Source organism: Pseudomonas fluorescens group sp. PF-1 (assembly GCF_054481335.1).
Genome location: NZ_JBTMNG010000001.1, coordinates 861,918 through 886,022 on the forward strand (window position 1 = coordinate 861,918; position 24,105 = coordinate 886,022).

At 58.7% G+C, this 24,105-nt stretch carries 24 protein-coding genes and 1 other RNA gene; 19 read left to right on the top strand and 6 right to left on the bottom strand.

Features of this window, described 5'->3' with window-relative positions:
• The first annotated feature begins 3 nt into the window (after positions 1 to 3).
• Both ACX3YD_RS04165 and zapE read left to right on the top strand, forming a co-directional pair.
• Positions 4 to 1,359: a tryptophan--tRNA ligase gene (locus ACX3YD_RS04165; RefSeq protein WP_458959320.1), complete on the top strand. Its 1,356-nt coding sequence runs from the start codon at positions 4 to 6 to the stop codon at positions 1,357 to 1,359.
• A gap of 90 nt (positions 1,360 to 1,449) precedes the next feature.
• Positions 1,450 to 2,544 (top strand): cell division protein ZapE, encoded by a 1,095-nt coding sequence (gene zapE / locus ACX3YD_RS04170; RefSeq protein ID WP_103405146.1) that lies wholly within the window; start codon positions 1,450 to 1,452, stop codon positions 2,542 to 2,544.
• Between the two features lie 120 nt (positions 2,545 to 2,664).
• Here the strand turns inward: zapE and ACX3YD_RS04175 are convergent, their stop codons facing one another.
• Positions 2,665 to 3,585 carry a GlxA family transcriptional regulator gene (locus tag ACX3YD_RS04175; RefSeq protein ID WP_178083162.1) on the bottom strand — a complete coding sequence of 307 codons (921 nt, stop codon included), beginning with the start codon at positions 3,583 to 3,585 and terminating at the stop codon, positions 2,665 to 2,667.
• A 219-nt stretch (positions 3,586 to 3,804) separates the two neighbouring features.
• Between ACX3YD_RS04175 and ACX3YD_RS04180 the strand changes: the two genes are divergently transcribed.
• Positions 3,805 to 4,941: an acyl-CoA dehydrogenase family protein gene (locus ACX3YD_RS04180; protein WP_458959321.1), complete on the top strand. Its 1,137-nt coding sequence runs from the start codon at positions 3,805 to 3,807 to the stop codon at positions 4,939 to 4,941.
• A gap of 99 nt (positions 4,942 to 5,040) precedes the next feature.
• Here the strand turns inward: ACX3YD_RS04180 and ACX3YD_RS04185 are convergent, their stop codons facing one another.
• Positions 5,041 to 6,081, bottom strand: coding sequence for an NADP(H)-dependent aldo-keto reductase (locus ACX3YD_RS04185; protein ID WP_103406180.1), 1,041 nt, complete (start codon positions 6,079 to 6,081; stop codon positions 5,041 to 5,043).
• 245 nt (positions 6,082 to 6,326) lie between these two features.
• Here ACX3YD_RS04185 and rplM point away from each other — a divergent pair, with 245 nt between their 5' ends.
• The 7 genes from rplM to ACX3YD_RS04220 all read left to right on the top strand — a co-directional run bounded on the left by rplM (position 6,327) and on the right by ACX3YD_RS04220 (position 11,213).
• Positions 6,327 to 6,755 carry a 50S ribosomal protein L13 gene (gene rplM / locus ACX3YD_RS04190; RefSeq protein WP_003228062.1) on the top strand — a complete coding sequence of 143 codons (429 nt, stop codon included), beginning with the start codon at positions 6,327 to 6,329 and terminating at the stop codon, positions 6,753 to 6,755.
• A gap of 14 nt (positions 6,756 to 6,769) precedes the next feature.
• The gene (gene rpsI / locus ACX3YD_RS04195) at positions 6,770 to 7,162 is read left to right on the top strand and encodes a 30S ribosomal protein S9 (RefSeq protein ID WP_003228056.1); all 393 of its coding nucleotides are present in this window, start codon (positions 6,770 to 6,772) and stop codon (positions 7,160 to 7,162) included.
• A 269-nt stretch (positions 7,163 to 7,431) separates the two neighbouring features.
• Positions 7,432 to 8,025 carry a ubiquinol-cytochrome c reductase iron-sulfur subunit gene (petA, locus tag ACX3YD_RS04200; protein WP_047533009.1) on the top strand — a complete coding sequence of 198 codons (594 nt, stop codon included), beginning with the start codon at positions 7,432 to 7,434 and terminating at the stop codon, positions 8,023 to 8,025.
• A complete protein-coding gene (locus tag ACX3YD_RS04205) occupies positions 8,025 to 9,236 on the top strand; it encodes a cytochrome b (protein WP_047533006.1) in 1,212 nt (403 codons plus the stop codon). Before petA ends, ACX3YD_RS04205 begins: the two co-directional genes overlap by 1 nt.
• Positions 9,236 to 10,015 (top strand): cytochrome c1, encoded by a 780-nt coding sequence (locus ACX3YD_RS04210; RefSeq protein WP_103406179.1) that lies wholly within the window; start codon positions 9,236 to 9,238, stop codon positions 10,013 to 10,015. The genes ACX3YD_RS04205 and ACX3YD_RS04210 overlap by 1 nt, the downstream gene beginning before the upstream one ends.
• 150 nt (positions 10,016 to 10,165) lie before the next feature.
• Positions 10,166 to 10,783: a glutathione S-transferase N-terminal domain-containing protein gene (locus ACX3YD_RS04215; RefSeq protein WP_007972581.1), complete on the top strand. Its 618-nt coding sequence runs from the start codon at positions 10,166 to 10,168 to the stop codon at positions 10,781 to 10,783.
• Positions 10,784 to 10,799: 16 nt separating this feature from the next.
• Positions 10,800 to 11,213 (top strand): ClpXP protease specificity-enhancing factor, encoded by a 414-nt coding sequence (locus ACX3YD_RS04220; protein ID WP_047532998.1) that lies wholly within the window; start codon positions 10,800 to 10,802, stop codon positions 11,211 to 11,213.
• A 156-nt stretch (positions 11,214 to 11,369) separates the two neighbouring features.
• Here ACX3YD_RS04220 and ACX3YD_RS04225 read toward each other — a convergent pair whose 3' ends face one another.
• The 4 genes from ACX3YD_RS04225 to ACX3YD_RS04240 form a co-directional block, all read right to left on the bottom strand.
• A complete protein-coding gene (locus ACX3YD_RS04225) occupies positions 11,370 to 11,948 on the bottom strand; it encodes a BON domain-containing protein (RefSeq protein ID WP_047532995.1) in 579 nt (192 codons plus the stop codon).
• On the bottom strand, positions 11,945 to 12,538 hold the full coding sequence (locus ACX3YD_RS04230) for a phosphoheptose isomerase (protein ID WP_007904374.1): 594 nt from the start codon (positions 12,536 to 12,538) through the stop codon (positions 11,945 to 11,947). Before ACX3YD_RS04230 ends, ACX3YD_RS04225 begins: the two co-directional genes overlap by 4 nt.
• Positions 12,539 to 12,639: 101 nt before the next feature.
• The gene (locus ACX3YD_RS04235; RefSeq protein ID WP_081997945.1) at positions 12,640 to 13,002 is read right to left on the bottom strand and encodes a YraN family protein; all 363 of its coding nucleotides are present in this window, start codon (positions 13,000 to 13,002) and stop codon (positions 12,640 to 12,642) included.
• Positions 13,002 to 14,813: a penicillin-binding protein activator gene (locus ACX3YD_RS04240; protein WP_458959322.1), complete on the bottom strand. Its 1,812-nt coding sequence runs from the start codon at positions 14,811 to 14,813 to the stop codon at positions 13,002 to 13,004. The genes ACX3YD_RS04235 and ACX3YD_RS04240 overlap by 1 nt, the downstream gene beginning before the upstream one ends.
• A gap of 209 nt (positions 14,814 to 15,022) precedes the next feature.
• On the opposite strand from ACX3YD_RS04240, the gene rsmI reads away from it, so the two are divergent.
• The 9 genes from rsmI to mraY all read left to right on the top strand — a co-directional run bounded on the left by rsmI (position 15,023) and on the right by mraY (position 24,105).
• Positions 15,023 to 15,895 carry a 16S rRNA (cytidine(1402)-2'-O)-methyltransferase gene (gene rsmI / locus ACX3YD_RS04245; protein ID WP_047539058.1) on the top strand — a complete coding sequence of 291 codons (873 nt, stop codon included), beginning with the start codon at positions 15,023 to 15,025 and terminating at the stop codon, positions 15,893 to 15,895.
• Positions 15,896 to 15,970: 75 nt separating this feature from the next.
• Positions 15,971 to 16,324, top strand: an RNA gene (gene rnpB / locus ACX3YD_RS04250) — RNase P RNA component class A.
• 447 nt (positions 16,325 to 16,771) lie between these two features.
• Positions 16,772 to 17,227 (top strand): division/cell wall cluster transcriptional repressor MraZ, encoded by a 456-nt coding sequence (gene mraZ, locus ACX3YD_RS04255; RefSeq protein ID WP_047532982.1) that lies wholly within the window; start codon positions 16,772 to 16,774, stop codon positions 17,225 to 17,227.
• Positions 17,224 to 18,171: a 16S rRNA (cytosine(1402)-N(4))-methyltransferase RsmH gene (gene rsmH / locus ACX3YD_RS04260; protein WP_371919936.1), complete on the top strand. Its 948-nt coding sequence runs from the start codon at positions 17,224 to 17,226 to the stop codon at positions 18,169 to 18,171. The genes mraZ and rsmH overlap by 4 nt, the downstream gene beginning before the upstream one ends.
• Positions 18,168 to 18,461 carry a cell division protein FtsL gene (gene ftsL, locus ACX3YD_RS04265; RefSeq protein ID WP_047532978.1) on the top strand — a complete coding sequence of 98 codons (294 nt, stop codon included), beginning with the start codon at positions 18,168 to 18,170 and terminating at the stop codon, positions 18,459 to 18,461. Before rsmH ends, ftsL begins: the two co-directional genes overlap by 4 nt.
• Positions 18,461 to 20,200: a peptidoglycan D,D-transpeptidase FtsI family protein gene (locus tag ACX3YD_RS04270; protein ID WP_178083161.1), complete on the top strand. Its 1,740-nt coding sequence runs from the start codon at positions 18,461 to 18,463 to the stop codon at positions 20,198 to 20,200. Before ftsL ends, ACX3YD_RS04270 begins: the two co-directional genes overlap by 1 nt.
• A complete protein-coding gene (locus tag ACX3YD_RS04275) occupies positions 20,200 to 21,663 on the top strand; it encodes a UDP-N-acetylmuramoyl-L-alanyl-D-glutamate--2,6-diaminopimelate ligase (RefSeq protein WP_103406176.1) in 1,464 nt (487 codons plus the stop codon). Before ACX3YD_RS04270 ends, ACX3YD_RS04275 begins: the two co-directional genes overlap by 1 nt.
• Complete coding sequence (locus ACX3YD_RS04280) at positions 21,656 to 23,023, top strand: UDP-N-acetylmuramoyl-tripeptide--D-alanyl-D-alanine ligase (RefSeq protein ID WP_458959323.1); 1,368 nt, start codon at positions 21,656 to 21,658, stop codon at positions 23,021 to 23,023. Before ACX3YD_RS04275 ends, ACX3YD_RS04280 begins: the two co-directional genes overlap by 8 nt.
• Complete coding sequence (gene mraY, locus ACX3YD_RS04285) at positions 23,023 to 24,105, top strand: phospho-N-acetylmuramoyl-pentapeptide-transferase (protein ID WP_008016698.1); 1,083 nt, start codon at positions 23,023 to 23,025, stop codon at positions 24,103 to 24,105. The genes ACX3YD_RS04280 and mraY overlap by 1 nt, the downstream gene beginning before the upstream one ends.

A 24,105-nucleotide genomic window follows, 5' to 3' on the forward strand; every position in this document is an offset into this window, starting at 1 on the left:
CCCATGACGACTCGTACCCGTATCCTCACCGGCATCACCACCACCGGCACGCCGCACCTGGGCAACTACGCCGGCGCCATTCGCCCGGCGATCGTCGCCAGCCGTGACAGCAATGCCGATTCGTTCTACTTCCTGGCGGACTACCACGCCCTGATCAAATGCGATGACCCGCTGCGCATCCAGCGCTCGCGTCTGGAAATCGCCGCGACCTGGTTGGCCGGTGGCCTGGATGTGGACCGCGTGACTTTCTACCGCCAGTCCGACATCCCGGAAATCCCTGAACTGACCTGGCTGCTGACCTGCGTTGCCGCCAAGGGCCTGCTCAACCGTGCCCACGCCTACAAGGCATCGGTGGACAAGAATGTCGAGACCGGCGAAGACCCGGACGCCGGCATCACCATGGGCCTGTACAGCTACCCGGTGCTGATGGCAGCGGACATTCTGATGTTCAACGCGCACAAGGTGCCGGTCGGTCGCGACCAGATCCAGCACGTGGAAATGGCCCGGGATATCGGTCAGCGCTTCAACCACCTGTTCGGGCAGGGCAAAGAGTTCTTCACCATGCCCGAGGCACTGATCGAGGAAAGCGTTGCCACGCTGCCAGGCCTCGACGGTCGCAAGATGTCGAAAAGCTACGACAACACCATCCCGTTGTTCAGCAGCGCCAAAGAGATGAAGGACGCGATTTCGCGGATCGTCACCGACTCCCGCGCGCCGGGCGAAGCGAAGGATCCGGACAATTCGCACTTGTTCACACTGTTCCAGGCGTTCGCCACACCGGCGCAATCCGACGAGTTCCGCAGCGAACTGCTGCAGGGCCTGGGTTGGGGCGAGGCGAAGAACCGCCTGTTCCAGTTGCTGGACAATGAATTGGGCGAGTCGCGCGAACGCTATCACCAGTTGATCGAGCGCCCGGCGGACCTGGAAGACATCCTGCAGCACGGCGCGAAAAAGGCCCGCTCAGTGGCGACACCGTTCCTCAACGAACTGCGTGAGGCGGTGGGTCTGCGTTCGTTCGTTGCCCAAACCCAGGTTGCAGCGACCACCAAGAAAAAAGCGGCAAAAGCTGCACGTTTTGTCAGCTTCCGCGAAGACGACGGCAGTTTCCGCTTCCGTATGTTGAGCGCTGATGGAGAGCAAATGTTGCTATCCCGCAATTTTGCCGACGGTAAAACTGCGGGAAGTTTTAGCAAGTTGCTTCAGGCGGATGAACAGGTGGAGGTGCGCGTCGAAGCTTTGAGTTTCAGCGTATGGATAGGTGGCATCGCAGTTGCAGACAGTCCGCAGTTCGCCGACGCTGCTGCGCGGGACGTAGCCATCGACGCTCTACGCGTCGCGCTGACCCCGGTTCAGGAATAATCAACGGCACGGCCCGACCAAGGGCTGATTGCCATTCCCACGGGCCATCGCTACAGTGACGGCCCGTTTTTGTTGCCTTGCTAACGAATTATGACGCCCCTAGAACGATATCAAGCTGATCTGAAACGCCCGGAATTCTTCCATGACGCTGCGCAGGAAACGGCTGTGCGTCATTTGCAGCGCCTGTACGACGATCTGGTCGCAGCCGAGCAGAACAAACCGGGCCTGCTGGGCAAACTGTTTGGCAAGAAGGATCAGACCCCGGTCAAAGGCCTGTACTTCTGGGGTGGCGTGGGTCGCGGCAAGACTTACCTGGTCGACACCTTCTTCGAGGCGCTGCCGTTCAAGGAAAAGTCTCGCACTCACTTCCACCGCTTCATGAAGCGCGTGCACGAAGAGATGAAGACCCTGGGCGGCGAGAAAAACCCGCTGACCATCATCGCCAAGCGTTTCGCCGCCGAAGCCCGGGTGATCTGCTTCGATGAATTCTTCGTTTCCGACATCACCGATGCCATGATTCTCGGCACCCTGATGGAAGAGCTGTTCAAGAATGGCGTGACCCTGGTCGCGACCTCGAACATCGTGCCGGACGGCCTGTACAAGGACGGCTTGCAGCGCGCGCGCTTCCTGCCGGCCATTGCGCTGATCAAGCAGAACACAGAGATCGTCAACGTCGACAGCGGTGTCGATTACCGTCTGCGTCACCTCGAACAAGCGGAGCTGTTCCACTTTCCGCTCGACGAAGCGTCCCACGAAAGCCTGCGCAAAAGCTTCCGTGCGCTGACGCCAGAGTGCACGGCAGCGATCGAGAATGACGTGTTGATGATCGAAAACCGCGAAATCCTTGCCCTGCGCACCTGCGATGACGTGGCCTGGTTCGACTTCCGGGAGCTGTGCGACGGCCCGCGCAGCCAGAACGACTACATCGAACTGGGCAAGATCTTCCACGCTGTGTTGCTCAGCGGTGTCGAGCAGATGAGCGTCACCACCGACGACATCGCCCGACGCTTCATCAACATGGTCGACGAGTTCTACGACCGTAACGTGAAACTGATCATTTCTGCCGAAGTCGAGCTCAAGGATCTCTACACCGGCGGTCGCCTGAACTTTGAGTTTCAGCGCACCCTCAGCCGTCTGCTGGAAATGCAGTCCCACGAATTCCTGTCGCGTCCGCACAAGCCGTAGGGTATTTCGGAATACAAAAAGGGCCTGCACATGCAGGCCCTTTTTTTATGCCTTCTGACTCGCCACAAACCCTTTGGGAGCGAGCTTGCTCACACATTGGCGTTGGCTTGACGTTCAGGCCTAGGCCGCCTGCTGAAACTGCTGCCGATACTGGTTCGGCGACAGGTCCGTGTGCTGGCGGAACAGGCGGGCGAAGAAGCTCGCATCGTCGTAGCCGACTTCGTAGCTGATGGTCTTGATGCTCTTGCGGCTCCCGGACAGCAGCCCCTTGGCGGTTTCGATGCGCAGGCGTTGCAGGTAGTGCAGGGGCTTGTCGCCGGTGGCGGTCTGGAAGCGGCGCATGAAGTTGCGGATGCTCATGCCGTGTTCGCGGGCGACATCTTCGAAGCGGAACTTGTCGGCAAAGTGTTCTTCGAGCCAATGCTGGATCTGCAGGATGATCACGTCTTGATGCAGCTTTTGTCCGCCAAAGCCGATGCGACCCGGTGAGTAGCTGCGCTGGACTTCGTAAAGAATGTCCCGTGCCACGGCCTGGGACACATTGGCGCCGCAGAAACGCTCGATCAGATAGATATAGAGATCACACGCCGATGTGGTGCCGCCAGCGCAGTACAGGTTGTCAGCGTCGGTCAGATGTTTGTCCTGGTTGAGCTGGACCTGCGGGAAGCGTTCGGCGAAGGCATTGAAGAAGCGCCAGTAGGTGGTCGCTTCCTTGCCGTTTAGCAGTCCGGCCTCGGCCAGCCAGAACACGCCGGTCGCTTCGCCGCAGAGCACCGCGCCACGGGCATGTTGCTGGCGCAGCCAGGGCAGGACCTGTGGATAACGTTTGCTCAGGGTGTCGAAATCGTCCCAGAAGGCCGGAATGACAATGATGTCGGCATTTTCCAGGCCGCCGTCTACCGGGATCTTCACATCACTGAACGTGTTGACCGACTGGCCGTCGGGGCTGACCAGGCGTGTTTCGAACGCCGGTGTCAGGCCGTGGCCCAGCTGTTTGCCGTAGCGCAGGCTGGCGAGGTGGAAGAAATCCTTGGCTTGCATGAGGGTGGAAGCGAAAACCCGGTCGATAGCCAGGATGCTGACGCGCCGCAGGGGCGTGGAGGCTTGGTTAGACATAATTCAACTTTATTCTTATAGGGGAAAGTGGTCACCAGACGGCTGGATCGTCTTATTTTTTGTCGGATGTGTCCAGTGTCCTGTATCGGACGCGGGGCTTAGTCTCTGAAGGTTCATTCCTGCCAATACCAAGAAAGGTGCCGCATGATTCCCAGAACCTTGTTCAGTTCCGAGCACGAACTTTTTCGTGACAGTGTGCGAACGTTCCTCGAAAAAGAGGCCGTGCCGTTCCACGGACAATGGGAAAAACAGGGCTACATCGACCGTCAACTCTGGAACAGGGCAGGGGAGGCGGGAATGTTGTGCTCGCATCTGCCGGAGGAATACGGCGGGTTGGGCGCAGACTTTCTCTACAGTGCGGTGGTGATCGAAGAGGTGGGGCGCCTGGGGTTGACCGGTATCGGTTTTTCCCTGCATTCGGACATCGTGGCGCCCTACATCCTGCATTACGGCAGTGAAATGTTGAAACACAAATACCTGCCGAAACTGGTTTCCGGGGAGCTGGTCACCGCCATCGCCATGACCGAACCTGGCGCCGGTTCCGACCTCCAGGGCGTCAAGACCACGGCAGTGCTGGACGGCGACGAATACGTGATCAACGGCTCGAAGACCTTTATCACCAACGGTTTTCTCGCCGATCTGGTGATTGTCGTCGCCAAGACCGATCCCAAGGCTGGCGCGAAAGGCACCAGCCTGTTCTTGGTAGAAGCCAATACGCCCGGCTTTGAAAAGGGCAAGCGCCTGGAAAAGGTCGGCATGAAGGCCCAGGACACCTCGGAATTGTTTTTCCAGGACGTGCGGGTGCCTAAGGAAAACCTGCTGGGCCAGGCCGGGATGGGGTTTGCGTACCTGATGCAGGAATTGCCTCAGGAGCGCCTCACCGTGGCCATCGGCGGCCTCGCGTCGGCCGAAGCGGCACTGCAATGGACGCTGGAGTACACCCGCGAGCGCAAGGCGTTCGGCAAGGCGATTGCGGACTTCCAGAACACCCGCTTCAAACTGGCGGAGATGGCGACAGAGATCCAGATCGGTCGAGTTTTTGTGGATCGCTGCCTGGAGTTGCATCTGCAAGGCAAGCTCGACGTGCCAACCGCTGCGATGGCCAAGTACTGGGGCACTGACCTGCAATGCAAGGTCCTCGATGAGTGCGTGCAGTTGCATGGCGGTTACGGCTTCATGTGGGAATACCCGATCGCCCGGGCGTGGGCGGATGCGCGGGTACAGCGGATCTATGCCGGGACCAATGAAATCATGAAGGAGATTATTGCCAGATCGCTTTGATCGACGTTGGCAGGGTGGACGCCATCGCGGGCAAGCCTTGCTCCCACAGGTTCAATGACTCCTGTATGGGGCTTGCCCGCGATGGGTTCTACGATTCGATCAAGGCGCAGGGTTCGGCTGATCCTTGTGGATCGCTTCGATCCCTTCCAGCACTTCTTCTGACAGCTTCAGATCGAAACTGGCGATGTTGCTGTCCAGTTGCTCAAGTGTGGTCGCGCCAATGATGTTGCTGGTCACGAACGGCTGCTGTGTCACGAACGCCAGGGCCATTTGCGCCGGGTCCAGGCCGTGTTCTCGAGCCAGCGCCACATAACGGCTGCAAGCAGCTTCCGACTGCGGGTTGAAGTACCGGCTGAAGCGGCTGTAGAGACTCAAGCGACCTTTTGGTGGGCGCGCGCCTCCTTCGTATTTGCCGGACAGAAACCCGAACGCCAGCGGTGAATAGGCGAGCAGGCCGCACTGTTCACGAATGGCGATCTCCGCCAGGCCGACCTCGAAGCTGCGATTGAGCAGGTTGTAAGGGTTCTGGATCGACACCGCGCGTGGCCAGCCTCGTGCTTCGGCCAGGGCGAGGAAGCGCATGGTGCCCCAGGGTGTCTCGTTGGACAGGCCGATGTGGCGGATCTTGCCGGCCTTGACCTGCTCGTCCAGTGCTTCGAGGGTGTCTTCCAGGGGCGTCAGGTTGGCTTCGATCTTGTGCTTGTAACCCAGTTGACCGAAGAAATTGGTGCTGCGCTCCGGCCAGTGCAACTGGTACAGGTCGATGTAATCGGTCTGCAGGCGTTTCAGGCTGGCATCCACGGCTTCGGTGATGTGCTGTCGATTGTGCCGCAGGTTCTTGTCGCGGATGTAATCGATGGTGTTGCCCGGGCCGGCGATCTTGCTGGCCAGGATCCAGTCGGTCCGGTCGCCGCGGCTTTTGAAGTAATTACCGATGTAGCGTTCGGTGGTGGCGTAGGTTTCGGCCTTGGGAGGCACCGGATACATTTCGGCGGTGTCGATGAAGTTGATCCCGGCACTCTTGGCCCGTTCAATCTGCGCGAAGGCTTCAGCCTCGCTGTTTTGCTCGCCCCAGGTCATGGTTCCGAGGCAGATGGCACTCACGTTGAGATTGGTCCGGCCTAGCTGGCGATAGTCCATCGGGTGCTCCTTGGGCAAAACAATCATAAAAGCAGGTTGAATTATTTTTCGCAATCTGCATAATTGCGCACCTCTTTCTGCAGTGGAAGTGATGCGCCGCCGCCGAAGAATCTTGCCGTTGAACGGACGCGCCGACCCGAGCCCCCGAAAGCGTCTGTATCCGGCTGCCTTTGACTTGTCAAAGTACGCACTATTCAGTAAGATCCGCCGTCTAATTTACAGGGCGGCCCCTGAGGCTATAAAGAATGAAAACTTTTACTGCTAAACCGGAAACAGTAAAGCGCGACTGGTTTGTCGTCGACGCTGCTGGTCAGACCCTGGGTCGTCTGGCCACCGAAATCGCGAGCCGTCTGCGTGGCAAGCACAAGCCTGAGTACACTCCTCACGTTGACACCGGCGACTACATCGTCGTAATCAACGCTGAGCAGATCCGTGTTACCGGTGCTAAAACCACTGACAAAATGTACTACTCCCACTCCGGTTTCCCGGGCGGCATCAAGTCGATCAACTTTGAAAAGCTGATCGCCAAAGCCCCTGAGCGCGTGATCGAGACCGCGGTCAAAGGCATGCTGCCTAAGAACCCGCTGGGTCGCGACATGTACCGTAAGCTGAAAGTCTATGCGGGCGCTGCACACCCTCATACTGCTCAGCAGCCCCAAGAACTGAAGATTTAACGGAATAGTTCATTATGTCGGCGACTCAAAATTACGGCACTGGCCGTCGCAAGACCGCAACCGCACGCGTTTTCCTGCGTCCGGGTACTGGTAACATCTCCATCAACAACCGTTCGCTGGATAATTTCTTCGGCCGCGAAACTGCCCGCATGGTAGTTCGTCAGCCGCTGGAATTGACTGAGACTGTCGAGAAGTTCGACATCTACGTCACCGTGATCGGTGGTGGTGTAAGTGGTCAAGCTGGCGCAATCCGCCACGGCATCACTCGCGCTCTGATGGATTACGACGAGACTCTGCGCAGCGCTCTGCGTAAAGCCGGCTTCGTAACCCGCGATGCACGTGAAGTTGAACGTAAGAAAGTTGGTCTGCGTAAAGCGCGTAAGCGTCCGCAGTACTCGAAGCGTTAATTCGCTTCCACGTTCAAAAAAAGAACGCCCAGTTTCCTCACGGAGCTGGGCGTTTTTTTATGCGTGCGATTTATCAAAGAATTGCTCTGTGACAACTTGCCACACGCGCAGAGCCCCTATACTACAAGGCTTGGGAGTGGTGCCCTCAGGTAATTACCTTGTCAGAATTGGGGGTTTTCATTACCATTCGGCAAAATTTTTATAAGTACAGAGTTTTACTTAGTAGATGCCTGATTTAACAGGCCACAAAGCTGATGGGAGAGGACTGAATGAGCAATGACGGCGTGAATGCAGGCCGGCGTCGCTTCTTGGTAGCAGCCACATCCGTGGTGGGTGCTGCAGGAGCGGTGGGGGCTGCGGTCCCGTTCGTGGGGTCATGGTTTCCCAGTGCCAAGGCGAAAGCCGCAGGTGCACCGGTGAAAGTGAATGTCAGCAAAATCGAGCCAGGCCAGCAGATGATTGCTGAGTGGCGCGGTCAGCCGGTATTCATCGTCCGCCGTACGCAGGAAATCCTGGGGAATCTGAAGAAGATCGAGGGCCAGTTGTCTGACCCTACCTCCAAGAACTCGACTCAACCGACCTATGTAGATCCGGAAACCCGTTCGATCAAACCTGAGGTTCTGCTGCTGATTGGTATCTGCACGCACCTCGGTTGCTCGCCGACTTTCCGTCCGGAAGTCGCTCCCGCGGATCTTGGCAAAGACTGGGTAGGTGGCTATTTCTGCCCATGCCACGGCTCCCACTACGACCTGGCTGGCCGCGTCTACAAGTCGCAACCCGCGCCTTTGAACCTGCCAGTTCCCCCGCATTCCTATGAGACCGATGACATCATTGTCATTGGCGTCGATACGGAGAAAGCGTGATGAGCAAGTTCATGGATTGGGTTGATGCGCGCTTTCCCGCGACCAAGATGTGGGAAGACCATCTCAGCAAGTACTACGCCCCGAAAAACTTCAACTTCTTCTATTTCTTTGGCTCCCTGGCCCTGCTCGTTCTGGTCAACCAGATCGTTACCGGTGTCTGGCTGACCATGAGCTACACCCCGTCGGCGGAAGAGGCGTTTGCTTCCGTCGAATACATCATGCGCGACGTCGAGTACGGCTCGATCCTGCGTCTGCTGCACTCCACCGGCGCTTCGGCGTTCTTCATCGTGGTCTATCTGCACATGTTCCGTGGCTTGCTCTACGGTTCGTACCAGAAGCCGCGTGAGCTGGTGTGGGTCTTCGGCATGCTGATTTACCTGGCGCTGATGGCTGAAGCCTTCATGGGTTACCTGCTGCCATGGGGCCAGATGTCCTACTGGGGTGCCCAGGTGATCATCTCGCTGTTCGGTGCGATCCCGGTCATCGGTAACGACCTGACCCAGTGGATCCGTGGTGACTACCTGATTTCGGGTATTACGCTGAACCGCTTCTTCGCCTTGCACGTGGTTGCCTTGCCGATCGTTATTCTCGGCCTGGTCGTGCTGCACGTTCTGGCATTGCACGAAGTCGGTTCGAACAACCCGGACGGCGTGGACATCAAGAAGCACAAGGACGAAAACGGTGTACCGCTGGACGGCATTGCCTTCCACCCGTACTACACCGTGAAAGATATCGTCGGCGTGGTGGTGTTCCTGTTCATCTTCTGTTCGATCGTGTTCTTCTTCCCGGAAATGGGCGGCTACTTCCTTGAGAAGCCGAACTTTGAACCGGCGAACGCTTTCAAAACGCCTGCGCATATTGCTCCGGTTTGGTATTTCACTCCGTTCTACGCGATCCTTCGGGCTGTTCCTGACAAGCTCCTGGGTGTAATCGCGATGGGTGCTGCCATTGCTGTGCTGTTCGTCCTGCCTTGGCTGGACCGTAGTCCGGTCAAGTCGATGCGCTACAAGGGCTGGCTGAGCAAGATCTGGCTCTGGGTGTTCTGCATCGCGTTCGTGATCCTGGGCGTTCTGGGCGTTCTGGCTCCAACCCCTGAGCGGACGCTGCTGTCGCAGGTATGTACCTTCCTGTACTTCGCCTACTTCATTCTGATGCCGTTCTACACCAGGCTTGAGAAGACCAAACCGGTTCCGGAAAGGGTGACTGGCTGATGAAAAAGTTATTTGCAGTTTTGATTCTTGCTGCGCTTCCTGTCGTGTCTTTTGCCAACGCTCTTGAGCCTGAGCTCGAAAAGGTTGAGATCGACGTTGCTGACAAAGCCGCCTTGCAAGATGGTGCGCGTACATTCACCAACTATTGCATGGGCTGTCACAGCGCGAAATACCAGCGCTATGAGCGAGTGGCCAATGATCTGGATATCCCTGCGGATCTGATGCAAAGCCATTTGATATTCACTGGCGCCAAGATTGGCGACCACATGAGCATCGGCATGCAGCCAGCTGACGCCAAGACCTGGTTCGGTGCGGCTCCGCCCGACCTGACGCTGGTTGCCCGCGTTCGTGGTACTGACTGGCTCTATGGCTACCTGAAGTCGTTCTACGAAGATCCGGCGCGCCCATGGGGTGTGAATAACAAGGTCTTCCCGAATGTTGGCATGCCAAACGTCCTGGTCGGCCTGCAAGGTCGTCAGGTTGTCGGTTGCAAACAGGTTCAGATCGTCGAAGACGGCAAGAAGCAATTTGATCCGCTCACCGGTACGCCGCTGACACATGAGGCGTGCGATCAGCTGACGATTGTGCCGAAAAGTGGTGCTTTGACCGAAGAGCAGTTCGATGAGAAGGTCAAGAATCTGGTAACCTTCCTGGCTTACTCGGCTAACCCGGTTAAGCTGCAGCATCAGCGCATCGGTACGTATGTATTGCTGTACCTGGCGTTCTTCTTCGTATTCGCCTACTTGCTCAAGCGCGAATACTGGAAAGATGTGCACTGATAAAGCTTTAAGCATTTGCTGTTAATCGCGCGCGCCCAAGGGCGTCTCTGAAGGTGTAACGAGTCTGGTGATCCAGGCGTTACGGGAGGCGCCCTCTGGGCGCGCTCGTTTTTCCGCTTCCGATAATTTCTACAAGCGAGGAGGATCGCCATGGGCGTGACCAATCGGTTGGCCTGTTACTCCGACCCCGCCGACCACTATTCCCACCGAGTGCGAATCGTACTGGCAGAGAAGGGTGTAAGCGCCGAGATCATTTACGTGGAAGCTGGCCGCCAGCCGCCTAAACTGATCGAAGTGAACCCTTATGGCAGCTTGCCCACCCTGGTCGATCGTGACCTGGCGTTGTGGGAGTCAACGGTGGTGATGGAATATCTGGATGAGCGTTATCCGCACCCGCCACTACTGCCGGTTTATCCGGTGGCGCGTGCCAACAGTCGTTTGCTGATTCATCGTATTCAGCGTGACTGGTGCGGTCTCGTGGATCTGATCCTGGATTCGCGGACCAAAGAGGCCGCTCGCGCCGTAGCGCGTAAAGAACTGCGCGAAAGCCTGACCGGCGTGTCGCCGTTGTTTGCCGACAAGCCGTTTTTCCTCAGCGAGGAACAAAGCCTGGTGGATTGCTGCCTATTGCCAATACTCTGGCGATTGCCGATTCTGGGTATAGAACTGCCGCGGCCAGCCAAGCCGCTGCTTGATTACATGGAGCGCCAGTTTGCGCGTGAGGCTTTCCAGGCGAGTCTGTCTGGTGTCGAACGCGATATGCGCTAAGGCTTAAGGAGCCGCTATGAACTCCAGTCGACCTTATCTGGTCCGCGCGCTCTATGAGTGGATTGTGGACAACGATTGCACCCCGCACATGCTGGTCAATTCCGAGTATCCGTCGGTGCAGGTGCCGCAGGGTTTTGCCAGTGATGGACAGATTGTCCTGAATGTATCGCCGCAAGCCGTGCGTCATTTGCACATGGATAACGAAGCGGTCAGTTTCGAGGGGCGCTTCGGCGGTGTACCACACACGCTGTACGTGCCTATCGCATCGATCCTGGGTATCTATGCCCGGGAGAATGGCCAGGGTATGGTGTTCGATCTGGAGTCGCCCATGGAAGACGATGAGGGGCTCGAGCCGGATGACGATATTCCGCCACCCGACAGCGAGCCGCCGCGTCCCAGCGGTCGACCTAGTTTGAAAGTGGTGAAATAAAAAAAGGGTGATCCGCAAGGATCACCCTTTTTATTTCAGCGCCTTCAAACGATGTAGGAGCGAGCCTGCTCGCGATGGGCGTGAACGATAACGCGGGCTGTCTGAATGAACGTATTCATCGGACGTTTTTCGCGAGCAGGCTCGCTCCTGCAGGCCTTAATCGATGTATTCGAACAGCTTGACGATCTTCTGCACGCCAGAAACGCTTTGCACCAAATTGGTCGCCTGAGCGGCTTCCTGTTTGGTCAGAAGGCCCAGCAGGTAGACGATGCCGTTCTCGGTGACAACCTTGATGCGCGAGCCGGGGATGTTCGGATCGGTGAGCATCTGGGCCTTGATCTTGGAGGTCAGCCAGGTGTCGTTCTGGCGGGCAAGGAAACCGGAGGGTGGCAGGATCTGCAGTTCGTTGTGGACCGTCTTCACGCGCTGAACGGCGGCAGCGGCCTGTTCGGCCTTGGCCTTGAGGTCGGCACGTGGGGTTTGCCCGGCAAGCAGTACCACGCCGTTGAAGCTGGTGACGACGATATGCGAGTCGTTGTCCAGGGCCGGATCGGCCTTGGCGATGTTCACCCCGACCTTGGTGTCGATCAGCGAGTCGTCGATCTTGCTGCCGAAGGTGCGGGTGCCGCGGTCATCTTCGATCGGTGCTTCACGGCTGGCATTCACCACAGAGGTGCAGCCGCTGATGCCGAGGCACAGGGTCAGGGCCAGTAGGCCGAGGCGATTAGGGGTCATTCTTCACTCCCGAACAGTTGGCTGTCGATCAAGTCGCATAGGCAATGGATCGCCAGCAGGTGGACTTCCTGGATACGTGCGGTGACGTTGGCCGGTACGCGAATCTCGACGTCCTCGGGCAATAGCAGCGACGCCATGCCGCCGCCATCGCGACCGGTCAATGCTACGACAATCATTTCGCGATCATGTGCGGCCTGGATCGCTTGAATAATGTTTGCCGAGTTGCCGCTGGTGGAAATTGCCAGCAAAACGTCACCCGGCTGACCAAGGGCGCGGATCTGTTTGGAGAATATTTCGTTGTAGCTGTAGTCGTTGGCGATCGAGGTGATCGTCGAGCTGTCAGTGGTCAGTGCAATGGCCGGCAGGCTCGGGCGTTCGCGCTCGAAGCGGTTGAGCAGCTCGGACGAAAAGTGCTGGGCGTCGCCTGCAGAGCCGCCGTTGCCGCAGGAAAGCATTTTGCCTTCGTTCAGCAGGGCATTGACCATCACCTGGCTGGCTTGCTCGATGTGCGGTGCAAGTACGTCCATCGCCTGTTGCTTGGTGTCGATACTGGCCTGAAAAAGCTGGCGAATTCGGGATTGCATGTCCATCTGTGTGACCTTAATGAGCGCGGCTGTCCGGCACGTGAATGTGCAGCCCGCAAAACAAAGAGCAAAAATGTTGTCGGGTGTCCGGTTCGGAGCGTAAACGATCAGCCGTCGAAAGCATTCTGCAACCAGTTCAACTGATCGAGTTTACTGTCGATGGCAACCACGTCGAAACGGCAAGGGGAATTGGCCCAGCGCGACTCGCACTGAAGAAAATACTGCGCGGCAAAAATCAGTTTCTGCCGTTTGCGCTCATCGATGCTATCGAGCGCGCCACCCCATTGAGTGTTTTTTCTGTAGCGAACTTCAACGAATACTACTGTATCGCCATCAAGCATGACCAGATCAAGCTCGCCGCGTTTACACAACCAGTTCTGCGCCAGCAGGCGCAGACCTTGTTGTTGAAGATGCTCGAGCGCATGGCGCTCGGCATCCTTACCGCTTTGCTGGCGTGACCTGTCAGGCATCAGCGTGGAGTGTCCGGCAGGCGTTGAACCTGGCCATTGACGAACTGGGCCCATGGCAACTGCCTTACGATGCGCTGGTTCTGCGTCATGCCCAGGCTGCCCGATTGACCTTCGACACGGCTTTCAGGCAAGGCCTTGAGTTGGCCCAGGCGTGGAGCCAGGCGATAGGCGTCGACGCCCATCGCATACAGGCGCCCCAGGCTGCCGGCAGCCTGTGGCCATTGTGCGGTGACCTGACGACGCAGCGGATCATTAGCCTCCAGCAGCCATGGGGTTTCGCAGAAGCGAATGCCGTTCATGTCGTTGTACTGGTTCACATCGCCGCTGGCACTGAAGACGTGGGAAGTGGCGTAAACCGGAACATCACCCGCGTACTGGAAGTTCAGGGTCGGTTTGATTTGTTGGGCCTGTTGCGGGGTGGCAGCCAGGAAGATGAATTCGATGTCCTGACGGCGCGAAGGTTGGGCGGCAACCTGCGAGCCTATGGTGCTTTGCAGGCTCTTGGCGCGACCTTCGCTCTGACGCAGCTGGAACATGTCGGCAATTTGCTGGGCCAGTTGCACTGGCTGGTCGACGCGTTCGGTGGCGACGACGCTGCCGCCGTTGGCTTGCCAGTCCTGGCTGAAAGCCTTGAGGACGCGATCGCCCCATTCACCTTTCGGCACCATGATGGCGGCGCGATGCAGGCCGTCGGCGCGAGCGCGGCGCGATACTTCACGTGCCTCGTCTTCCGCTGCAAGACCAAACTGGAACAGTTGGGCCGGACCTTGCTCGCCTTCGCTGTAGTTCAGTGCCAGGGTGGTGATCGGCAGTTGTGGGCGAGTGCTGAGTTGTTTGACCAGTGGCTTTTCCAGTGGGCCGACGACCAGCTGCACGCCATCGGCCTGGGCCTTGCGGTAGAACTCGTCGAGATTGGTCAGGCGCGAACTGTCATAGAACTCGATGGCTGGCGGCTTTTGTCCGGCCTGTTGCGCCTGATAGTGGGCGGCCATGAAACCTTCGCGCAGTGCCTTGCCCACCGACGCCAGCGGGCCGTCTTGAGGCAGCAGCAGGGCAATCTTGTTCAAGGGTTGGCTGGCCAGTTGCTTGAGGTTGGTCAATGGCAATGGCAGTTGGATAGCGGCGGGGTGCTTCGGGTTCTGGGTGCGCCAGTTGTCGATCGCGGCCTGCTGCTGTTCCAGGGTGCCGGCCGATTTTACGGCCAGTGCCAGCGCCATCCAGCCGCCGAGGTCATCGGTAGTGCTTGGCTGCAATTGATCGGTTGGCAGCGAAGCGATCAGTGCCCAGATGGCTTCGTGGTTTTTGCGAGCGGCGTCGCCGCTCAGCATCGGCGCGATGAAGATCCGTTCCTTTGCGGCGGCCAGCGTCTGACCATCGGCTTCAAGGGCGCGGGCGTGAACCGTGCCGGTGCGGACCTGTTGCTCGGCAGGCATTTCGCTCAGGCGCTGCAGGCTGGGGTGGCTCAAGGCGCTCAGCGCGGCTTTGGGCTGATTGCGGGTCATGGCCAGTTCCGCCGCCAGGGTGCTGGCGAAGATCTGTTGCCCCGGCTTGAGTTGTTCGACCTGAACCTGTTGCAGGATCTGCGCGGACTGGCCGGCATTGCCTTGGTGGTAGGCCAGGTCTGCTGCGCTCAGGCGAAACAGTGCAGCTTCTTCCGGTGTTTTGCTTTGAGCCGCTTTTTCAAGCAGTTGCTCAATGCTGGCATCCGGGGTTCGTGGGAGTTCGCCAAGGCTGGAGGAGGGCGAACTGGCACAAGCGGCCAGCAAGGCAGCGAGGCAGAGGGCAGTGAACAGCCGCAGGCAAGCGATCATGTAAGCGTTCCTGATACTCGATCAAATTAGCGTGGAATTGTACCCAAGCGCTGGCCGGGGCGCGATGTTACTGGTGTGAATCGATCAATTTAGCTCGTACAAATGTTGCGCGAGGGCACAAGAGGTCGCAAAGGCGAGTGTTCCTTGCGCGTATCGCGGGCGTCGCGACGCGTTACAATGGCGGCTTTATCGATCATGAGGTGTGCGCTTTGACTGCTCCAGGTGCTTTGAATTCCGCTGCGGGCTCGCTTTATGTGGTGGCGACGCCCATCGGCAACCTGGACGACATCAGTGCGCGTGCGCTGAAGATTCTGCGCGAGGTCGCACTGATCGCCGCCGAAGACACCCGGCATTCCCAGCGGCTGATGCAACACTTCGGCATCGCGACGCCGCTGGCTGCCTGTCATGAGCACAACGAGCGGGATGAAGGTAGCCGCTTTATTACCCGGCTGCTGGCCGGTGATGATGTGGCGCTGATTTCCGATGCGGGTACGCCGCTGATTTCCGATCCTGGCTATCACTTGGTGCGTCAGGCTCGTGCGGCAGGCATTAACGTAGTGCCCGTGCCGGGCGCCTGTGCATTGATCGCAGCGCTGTCGGCGGCGGGGTTGCCATCGGATCGTTTCATTTTCGAGGGGTTTCTGCCGGCCAAGGCCGTGGGACGGCGCGCACGCCTCGAACTCGTCAAGGAGGAACCGCGTACGTTGATATTCTACGAGGCGCCACACCGTATCCTCGAATGTCTGCAGGACATGGAACTGGTATTCGGTGGCGAGCGTCCGGCGTTATTGGCGCGTGAACTGACCAAGACCTTTGAAACACTCAAAGGCTTGCCATTAGCCGAGCTGCGTGAGTTCGTTGAGTCGGACAGCAATCAGCAGCGCGGCGAATGCGTAGTGCTGGTGGCGGGGTGGACGGCTCCCGAGAGTGAGGACGCTGTCAGCAGCGAGGCGATGCGCGTGCTTAACCTGTTGCTCGAAGAAATGCCGCTCAAGCGTGCTGCCGCATTGGCTGCGCAAATTACCGGCGAGCGTAAAAATGTTTTGTACCAGGTCGCGCTGGATAAACAGAAGGGCGAGTAAAACCCGACGCGCAGGCGCGGTAAAAGGCGTTTAGCGCTTGTTCTTCGGGCGCTCTGCCGTTAACCTTCGCGCCGGAGAGTCGATCGGACAGTCGCTGCCCTCTATGAAAATTAGGGGGGGGAGGAAAGTCCGGGCTCCATAGGGCGAAGTGCCAGGTAATGCCTGGGAGGCGTGAGCCTACGGAAAGTGCCACAGAAAATAACCGCCTAAGCGCTTCGGCGCCGGTAAGGGTGAAAAGGTGCGGTAAGAGCGCACCGCACGTCTGGCAACAGTTCGTGGCTAGGTAAACCCCACTTGGAGCAAGACCAAATAGGGTCCCAAGGCGTGGCCCGCGCTGGGACCGGGTAGGTTGCTAAAGATGTCCAGTGATGGCCATCGTAGACGAATGACTGTTCAAGACAGAACCCGGCTTACAGATCGACTCTCCACCTTTTTCTCCCCTCCTGCTTAAATCATTGAGCAGGGTGTGGATGGTGAAAATGTTGTCATGCAGCGTTGTCAGTAGACGGGGTTGCGTGATATCAATTTGCCTGCGCTGGTGATGAACGCCTAAACTCGATGCAGCACCGATTTTCCCTCCTCTCAGAATCGTCAGCAGAAGCACTTTCGTAATACCGAAAAAATCTTACTCTTAATAAATTACTTTAACTTCCGAATGCAGCCTTCTGTGCTGGTTCAAGTTATCGGGCAGTTTCATCTGCCAGATTCTCGTTACCCCTCCTTTTATGCTCCTAAATCTCAGTTTCGTAAGGGTTTTCCTTTACTCCGCGCCTTGACGGTGTGGTGGGCGCATTCCTATAGTGTGCGCAAGTGGCGGAAAGTGGCATGAAGTGGGTTTTTTGATCGCAAAACGCTAATATTTGGAGAAACGCTGACGTGTTTCGCGGAGCCAACGCTATCAGTCTCGATGCAAAGGGCCGTCTCGCCATGCCGAGCCGGTACCGTGACGAGCTTGTTTCGCGTAGTTCCGGTCAGTTAATCGTCACAATTGATGCCGTTGATCCGTGCTTGTGTGTTTACCCCCTCGACGAGTGGGAAATCATTGAAACCAAACTGCGCGCACTGCCTTCGCTACGCGAAGAGAACCGCCGCCTGCAACGTTTACTGATTGGTAATGCCGTCGACCTCGAGCTCGATGGCAGTGGTCGATTTCTGGTTCCGCCGCGTCTTCGTGAATATGCCAAGTTGGATAAGCGCGCGATGTTGGTAGGCCAGTTGAACAAGTTCCAATTGTGGGATGAGGATGCCTGGGATGCGGTTTCTGCCGCTGATCTGGCTGCTATTCAAGAACCGGGCGCGATGCCTGACGAACTGCGTGATTTGATCCTGTGACTATAGATAGCGGCTTTAACCACATCACCGTACTGCTTGACGAAGCCGTAGAGGCTCTCGCCGTACGTCCTGATGGCTGCTATCTGGACGGTACGTTCGGGCGCGGCGGGCACAGCCGGTTGATCCTCAGTCAGCTCGGTCCCGATGGTCGGTTGCTTGGATTCGATAAGGATCCACAGGCGATTGCCACCGGGCAGACGCTAGCGGCCGAAGACGGCCGCTTTGTCGTTGTGCAGCGCAGCTTTGCCGAGCTCGGTTCGGAAGTCGCGGATCGCGGTTTGCACGGCAAGGTCAGCGGCGTTTTGCTCGATCTGGGCGTGTCTTCGCCACAGCTTGACGATCCTGAGCGTGGCTTCAGTTTCCTCAACGACGGTCCGCTGGACATGCGCATGGACCCGTCCCGCGGGATCAGCGCCGCCGAATTCGTCAATACCGCGCCGGCGGAAGAAATTGCCCGCGTGTTCAAGGAATATGGCGAAGAGCGTTTCTCCGGTCGCATGGCTCGTGCCGTGGCCGAGCGTCGCGATATCAAGCCTTTCGAGCGTACGGCTGACCTGGCCGAAGTCCTCAAAGTCGCCAACCCGGCGTGGGAAAAGGGCAAGAACCCGGCAACCCGCGCCTTTCAGGGTTTGCGTATTCACGTCAATAACGAACTGGGTGATCTGGAAGCCGGCCTCGAAGCCGCTCTGGACTGCCTGGAAGTGGGCGGTCGTCTGGTCGTGATCAGCTTCCACTCGCTGGAAGATCGCATCGTCAAACTGTTCATGCGCAAGCTGGTGAAAGGCGAAGCCGATAACCTGCCGCGCAACCTGCCGGTTCGGCATGTCGCTTTCGAACCGAAAATCAAAATCCATGGCAAAGCGCAGACGGCCTCCGATGCCGAGCTCAAGGCCAACCCACGTTCCCGTAGCGCTGTCATGCGTGTGGCGGAGAAGCTGCGGTGAGCAAGCTTTTCGCCAAGCCACTGCCCGGCGGAAGCTTTTTCATGCTGCTGCTGTTTATCGGCGTGCTCGTGTCGGCGATCGGCGTGTCCTATAGCGCGCACTGGAATCGTCAGTTGCTGAACTCGCTGTACAACGAGCTGAGCGTGCGCGACAAAGCGCAGGCCGAGTGGGGGCGGTTGATTCTTGAGCAAAGCACCTGGACTGCCCACAGCCGAATCGAAGTGTTGGCCACCGAACAACTGAAAATGCACATTCCCGGTGCCGCCGAAGTGCAGATGGTGGCGCCATGATGAAACTCGAAGGCGCACTCTTTCCCTGGCGATTCCGTGTGGTGCTGGGTCTGCTCGGCGTCATGGTGATCGCGATTTGCTGGCGCATCATCGATCTGCAAGTTGTCGACCGTGACTTCCTCAAAGGTCAGGGGGACGCTCGTAGCGTTCGTCATATTCCGATTCCGGCGCACCGCGGCCTGATCACCGACCGCAACGGCGAGCCATTGGCTGTCAGTACGCCGGTGACCACCCTGTGGGCCAACGCCAAGGAAATGCAGCTGGCCAAAGAGAAGTGGCCCGCGCTGGCCGTTGCCCTCGGGCAAGACCCGAAAGCCCTGGCCGAGCGTCTTGAGGCTCAAGCCAATAAAGAATTCATTTACCTGGTGCGCGGGCTGACGCCTGAGCAAGGTCAGGCAGTGCTCGATCTGAAAGTACCGGGTGTCTACGGCATCGAAGAGTTCCGGCGTTTTTATCCGGCCGGTGAAGTGACCGCCCATATGGTTGGTTTTACCGATATCGATGACCACGGTCGTGAAGGTGTCGAGCTCGCCTATGACGAATGGCTGGCCGGCGTGCCCGGCAAACGCCAGGTCATCAAGGACCGGCGCGGCAGGTTGATCAAGGATGTTCAGGTCACCAAAAACGCCAAGGCCGGAAAGCCCTTGGCGTTGTCCATTGATTTGCGCCTGCAATATCTGGCCAACCGCGAACTGCGCAACGCGATCATCGAGAACGGTGCGAAGGCCGGTAGCCTGGTGATCATGGACGTCAAGACCGGCGAGATCCTCGCCATGGTCAACCAGCCGACCTACAACCCGAACAACCGCCGCAACCTGCAACCGGCGATGATGCGCAACCGCGCAATGATCGACGTGTTCGAACCGGGTTCGACCATGAAGGCGATCTCCATGAGCGCCGCCATCGAAACCGGGCGCTGGAAGCCGAGCGATACCGTCGAGGTGTACCCGGGCTCCTTGCAGATTGGTAAGTACACCATCAAGGACGTATCCAAGACCGAAGGTCCGGTACTCGACCTGACCGGTATTCTGATCAATTCCAGTAACGTCGGCATGAGTAAGGTCGCGTTCGATATCGGCGGCGAGACGATTTTCCGGCTGGCGCAGAAAGTCGGTCTCGGTCAGGACACCGGCCTGGGTTTCCCCGGCGAACGTGTCGGCAACCTGCCGAACTACCGCGAATGGCGCAAGGCCGAAACCGCCACGTTGTCCTACGGCTACGGTATTTCGGTGACGGCGATCCAGTTGGTTCACGCGTTTTCGGCGCTGGCCAACAATGGCCGTCTCGCGCCACTGACCCTGATCAAAACCGACAAGGCTCCGCAAACGACCCAGGTGTTGCCGGAAGCGGTCGCGAAGACGATGCAAGGCATGCTGCAGCAAGTGATCGAAGCCCCGCGCGGTGTATTCCGTGCACAGGTGCCGGCGTATCACGTGGGCGGCAAGTCGGGTACTGCGCGTAAAACATCGGTGGGTACCAAAGGCTATGCCGAAAACTCCTACCGTTCGCTGTTCGCCGGCTTCGGCCCGATGAGCGATCCGCGTTACGCCATCGTGGTCGTTATCGATGAGCCGACCAAGGCCGGTTACTTCGGTGGTCTGGTATCGGCGCCGGTGTTCAGTCGCGTGATGTCCGGCACCCTGCGCCTGATGAACGTCACTCCGGACAACCTGCCGCCCACTCAACAAGCGAACGCTACGCCGGTTGTTCCACTGAAAGCCAATGGAGGGCGCGGCTGATGTCATTAAGTCTGAACAAGATTTTCCCCCACGCCGGCCACGATCTGTTGATCCGTGAATTGGCGCTGGACAGTCGTAACGTCCGCGCCGGTGACCTGTTCCTCGCGGTACCGGGCGGCAAATTCGACGGTCGTGCACACATCGCCGACGCTCTGACGCGCGGCGCTGCCGCCGTGGCTTATGAAGTGGAAGGCGCCACCGTGCTGCCGATCACCGAAGTGCCATTGATTCCGGTCAAAGGCCTGGCGGCACAACTTTCGGACATCGCCGGGCGTTTTTACGGTGAACCGAGTCATCATCTGAACCTGATCGGCGTGACCGGTACCAACGGCAAAACCAGTGTGACTCAGCTGGTTGCCCAGGCGCTGGACCTGCTCGGCCAGCACTGCGGTATCGTTGGCACCCTGGGTACCGGTTTCTACGGCGCGCTGCAAAGCGGCCTGCATACCACGCCGAATCCAATCGCCGTGCAAGCCACCCTGGCGGACCTTAAAAAGGCCGGGGCCAAAGCCGTGGCGATGGAAGTCTCTTCCCATGGTCTGGATCAGGGCCGTGTGACTGCTTTGGCGTTCGATGTGGCCGTGATGACCAATCTGTCCCGGGATCACCTGGATTACCACGGCACCATGCAGGCCTACGGCGACGCCAAGGCCAAGCTGTTTGCCTGGAACGACTTGAAGTGCCGGGTCGTTAACCTTGATGACGACTTCGGCCGGCAACTGGCGGCCGAAAAACGTGAGTCGCGGTTGATCACCTACAGCCTCGAAGACTCCAGTGCCTATCTGTATTGCCGCGAAGCGCAATTCGACGACGAAGGTGTGCGCGCCACACTGGTTACCCCACAAGGCGAGCACCACCTGCGCAGCACGCTGCTTGGCCGTTTCAACCTGAGCAACGTGCTGGCGGCGGTTGGCGCCTTGCTCGGCCTGGATTATGCGCTGGACGAAATTCTCAAGGTTCTGCCGAAGCTCGAAGGTCCGGCCGGTCGCATGCAGCGCCTGGGCGGCGGGACTCAGCCGTTGGTCGTGGTCGATTATGCCCACACCCCGGATGCGCTGGAAAAAGTCCTGACAGCGCTGCGTCCGCATGTCAAAGGACGGCTGCTTTGCCTGTTCGGCTGTGGCGGCGACCGCGATCGCGGCAAGCGTCCGCTGATGGCTGAAGTGGTCGAGCGTCTGGCCGATGGCGTGCTGGTGACCGATGACAATCCGCGCACGGAAGACCCTTCGGTGATTTTCGATGACATCCGCGCCGGTTTCACGGCTGTGGATAACGTGACCTTCGTTGCCGGTCGTGGCCAGGCCATTGCCCAGCTGATTGGCAGTGCCTCGGCGGATGACGTGATCGTGCTGGCCGGTAAAGGTCACGAGGACTATCAGGAAATCAATGGCGAACGTCACGCCTTCTCTGATCTGGTCGAGGCTGATCATGCCTTGACCGCGTGGGAGGTGGCCCATGCTTAAGGCCTTGAAACTCAGCGAATTGACTGGCGCGCTGAATGCTCGCCTGGTCGGTGCCGATGTCAGCTTCGACGGCGTCAGCATCGACAGTCGCGCGATCAAGCCGGGGCAACTGTTTATTGCGCTGACGGGGCCGCGTTTCGATGGTCACGACTATCTGAATGATGTCGCGGCAAAAGGCGCGGTGGCAGCACTGGTCGAGCGCGAAAGCGCCCACAGCACGCTGCCGCAGTTGGTGGTCAGCGATACCCGCCAGGCGTTGGGTCAACTGGGCGCGCTCAACCGGGCGGCCTACACCCATCCAGTCGCCGCCGTCACCGGCTCCAGCGGCAAGACCACGGTCAAGGAAATGCTCGCGAGCATCCTGCGTACCCGTGGTCCGGTGCTGGCAACCCGTGGCAACTTGAACAACGACCTCGGCGTACCGTTGACCCTGCTGGAACTGGCGCCGGAACACACGGCTGCCGTGATCGAACTCGGTGCTTCGCGTCTCGGCGAAATTGCCTACACCGTCGGCATGACCAAGCCGCACGTGGCCATTCTCAACAATGCCGGGACCGCTCACGTCGGCGAGTTCGGCGGGCCGGAAAAAATCGTCGAGGCCAAGGGCGAGATTATTGAAGGGCTCGATGCCGATGGCGTCGCCGTTCTGAATCTGGATGACAAGGCTTTCGACATCTGGAAGGCTCGCGCCGCTGGTCGCAAAGTGCTGACGTTTGCCCTGAGCAACGTTAACGCAGACTTCCATGCGAGCGACCTTGGCCGTGATGCTCGCGGCTGCCCGGCATTCAATCTGCACAGCCCCGAAGGCGTGGAGCACGTTCAACTGAACCTGCTCGGCACCCATAACGTCGCCAATGCCATGGCCGCCGCAGCCGCCGCCCATGCCTTGGGCGTGTCGCTGTTCGGCATTGCGACAGGCCTCGGCGCGGTACAGCCGGTCAAGGGCCGGACCGTCGCGCAACTGGCCAGCAACGGCATGCGCGTGATCGATGACACTTACAACGCGAACCCCACCTCGATGTGCGCGGCGGTTGATATACTCGCCGGCTTTTCCGGTCGCACCGTTCTGGTGCTCGGAGATATCGGCGAGTTGGGCGACTGGGCGGAGCAGGGGCACCGCGACGTTGGCGAATACGCCCGTGGCAAGGTTTCTGCGCTGTACGCCGTCGGGCCGATGATGGTCCACGCCGTCAACGCCTTCGGTCCTCAAGCCTTTCACTTCAGCACGCAGGCTGAACTGATCAAGGCCCTGGACGCCGAGCAAGACACAAACACCACCATTTTGATCAAGGGCTCGCGCAGCGCCGCGATGGAAAACATCGTTGCCGCCTTGTGCGGGACCCGTCTGGAGAAACATTAATGCTGCTGCTGCTAGCGGAGTATCTGCAACAGTTCTACAAAGGCTTCGCGGTCTTCCAGTACCTGACCCTGCGCGGGATCCTCGGTGTGCTGACCGCGCTGGTTTTGTCGCTGTGCTATGGCCCGTGGATGATCCGCACCCTGCAGAACCGTCAGATCGGTCAATCCGTTCGCAACGATGGTCCGCAATCGCACCTGTCCAAATCGGGCACGCCGACCATGGGTGGTGCACTGATTCTTTCGTCCATCGGCGTCAGCACGCTGCTGTGGGCTGACCTGACCAACCGTTATGTCTGGGTGGTGTTGCTGGTGACGTTGCTGTTCGGCGCCATCGGCTGGGTCGACGACTACCGCAAAGTGATCGAGAAGAACTCCCGCGGCTTGCCAAGCCGCTGGAAGTATTTCTGGCAATCGGTATTCGGCCTGGGCGCGGCGATCTTCCTCTATATGACTGCCGCCACTCCGGTGGAAACCACCCTGATCCTGCCAATGCTCAAGGACTACAGCATTCCGCTGGGCGCAGGCTTCATCGTGCTGACCTACTTCGTGATCGTCGGTTCGAGCAACGCGGTCAACCTGACTGATGGTCTCGACGGCCTGGCGATCATGCCGACCGTGATGGTCGGCGGTGGCCTGGGCATCTTCTGCTACCTGTCGGGTAACGTGAAGTTCGCCGAATACCTGCTGATTCCCTACGTACCGGGGGCGGGTGAGCTGATCGTCTTTTGCGGCGCGCTGATCGGTGCCGGCCTGGGTTTCCTCTGGTTCAACACCTATCCGGCCCAGGTCTTCATGGGCGACGTCGGCGCGCTGGCACTGGGCGCGGCCCTGGGCACCATCGCCGTGATCGTCCGTCAGGAGATCGTCCTGTTCATCATGGGCGGCGTATTCGTGATGGAAACCCTGTCAGTCGTCATTCAGGTTGCCTCTTTTAAACTGACCGGTCGCCGTGTATTCCGCATGGCGCCGATTCACCACCACTTTGAACTCAAGGGCTGGCCCGAGCCGCGCGTGATCGTCCGTTTCTGGATCATCACCGTGATTCTCGTGCTGATCGGCCTTGCCACCCTGAAGCTGAGGTAG

Coding starts and splice junctions, on each gene's coding strand:
- ACX3YD_RS04165 (WP_458959320.1), top strand. CDS start 4: ATGACGACTCGTACCCGTATCCTCACCGGCATCACCACCACCGGCACG.
- zapE (WP_103405146.1), top strand. CDS start 1,450: ATGACGCCCCTAGAACGATATCAAGCTGATCTGAAACGCCCGGAATTC.
- ACX3YD_RS04175 (WP_178083162.1), bottom strand. CDS start 3,585: ATGCAAGCCAAGGATTTCTTCCACCTCGCCAGCCTGCGCTACGGCAAA.
- ACX3YD_RS04180 (WP_458959321.1), top strand. CDS start 3,805: ATGATTCCCAGAACCTTGTTCAGTTCCGAGCACGAACTTTTTCGTGAC.
- ACX3YD_RS04185 (WP_103406180.1), bottom strand. CDS start 6,081: ATGGACTATCGCCAGCTAGGCCGGACCAATCTCAACGTGAGTGCCATC.
- rplM (WP_003228062.1), top strand. CDS start 6,327: ATGAAAACTTTTACTGCTAAACCGGAAACAGTAAAGCGCGACTGGTTT.
- rpsI (WP_003228056.1), top strand. CDS start 6,770: ATGTCGGCGACTCAAAATTACGGCACTGGCCGTCGCAAGACCGCAACC.
- petA (WP_047533009.1), top strand. CDS start 7,432: ATGAGCAATGACGGCGTGAATGCAGGCCGGCGTCGCTTCTTGGTAGCA.
- ACX3YD_RS04205 (WP_047533006.1), top strand. CDS start 8,025: ATGAGCAAGTTCATGGATTGGGTTGATGCGCGCTTTCCCGCGACCAAG.
- ACX3YD_RS04210 (WP_103406179.1), top strand. CDS start 9,236: ATGAAAAAGTTATTTGCAGTTTTGATTCTTGCTGCGCTTCCTGTCGTG.
- ACX3YD_RS04215 (WP_007972581.1), top strand. CDS start 10,166: ATGGGCGTGACCAATCGGTTGGCCTGTTACTCCGACCCCGCCGACCAC.
- ACX3YD_RS04220 (WP_047532998.1), top strand. CDS start 10,800: ATGAACTCCAGTCGACCTTATCTGGTCCGCGCGCTCTATGAGTGGATT.
- ACX3YD_RS04225 (WP_047532995.1), bottom strand. CDS start 11,948: ATGACCCCTAATCGCCTCGGCCTACTGGCCCTGACCCTGTGCCTCGGC.
- ACX3YD_RS04230 (WP_007904374.1), bottom strand. CDS start 12,538: ATGGACATGCAATCCCGAATTCGCCAGCTTTTTCAGGCCAGTATCGAC.
- ACX3YD_RS04235 (WP_081997945.1), bottom strand. CDS start 13,002: ATGCCTGACAGGTCACGCCAGCAAAGCGGTAAGGATGCCGAGCGCCAT.
- ACX3YD_RS04240 (WP_458959322.1), bottom strand. CDS start 14,813: ATGATCGCTTGCCTGCGGCTGTTCACTGCCCTCTGCCTCGCTGCCTTG.
- ACX3YD_RS04270 (WP_178083161.1), top strand. CDS start 18,461: ATGAAACTCGAAGGCGCACTCTTTCCCTGGCGATTCCGTGTGGTGCTG.
- ACX3YD_RS04275 (WP_103406176.1), top strand. CDS start 20,200: ATGTCATTAAGTCTGAACAAGATTTTCCCCCACGCCGGCCACGATCTG.
- ACX3YD_RS04280 (WP_458959323.1), top strand. CDS start 21,656: ATGCTTAAGGCCTTGAAACTCAGCGAATTGACTGGCGCGCTGAATGCT.
- mraY (WP_008016698.1), top strand. CDS start 23,023: ATGCTGCTGCTGCTAGCGGAGTATCTGCAACAGTTCTACAAAGGCTTC.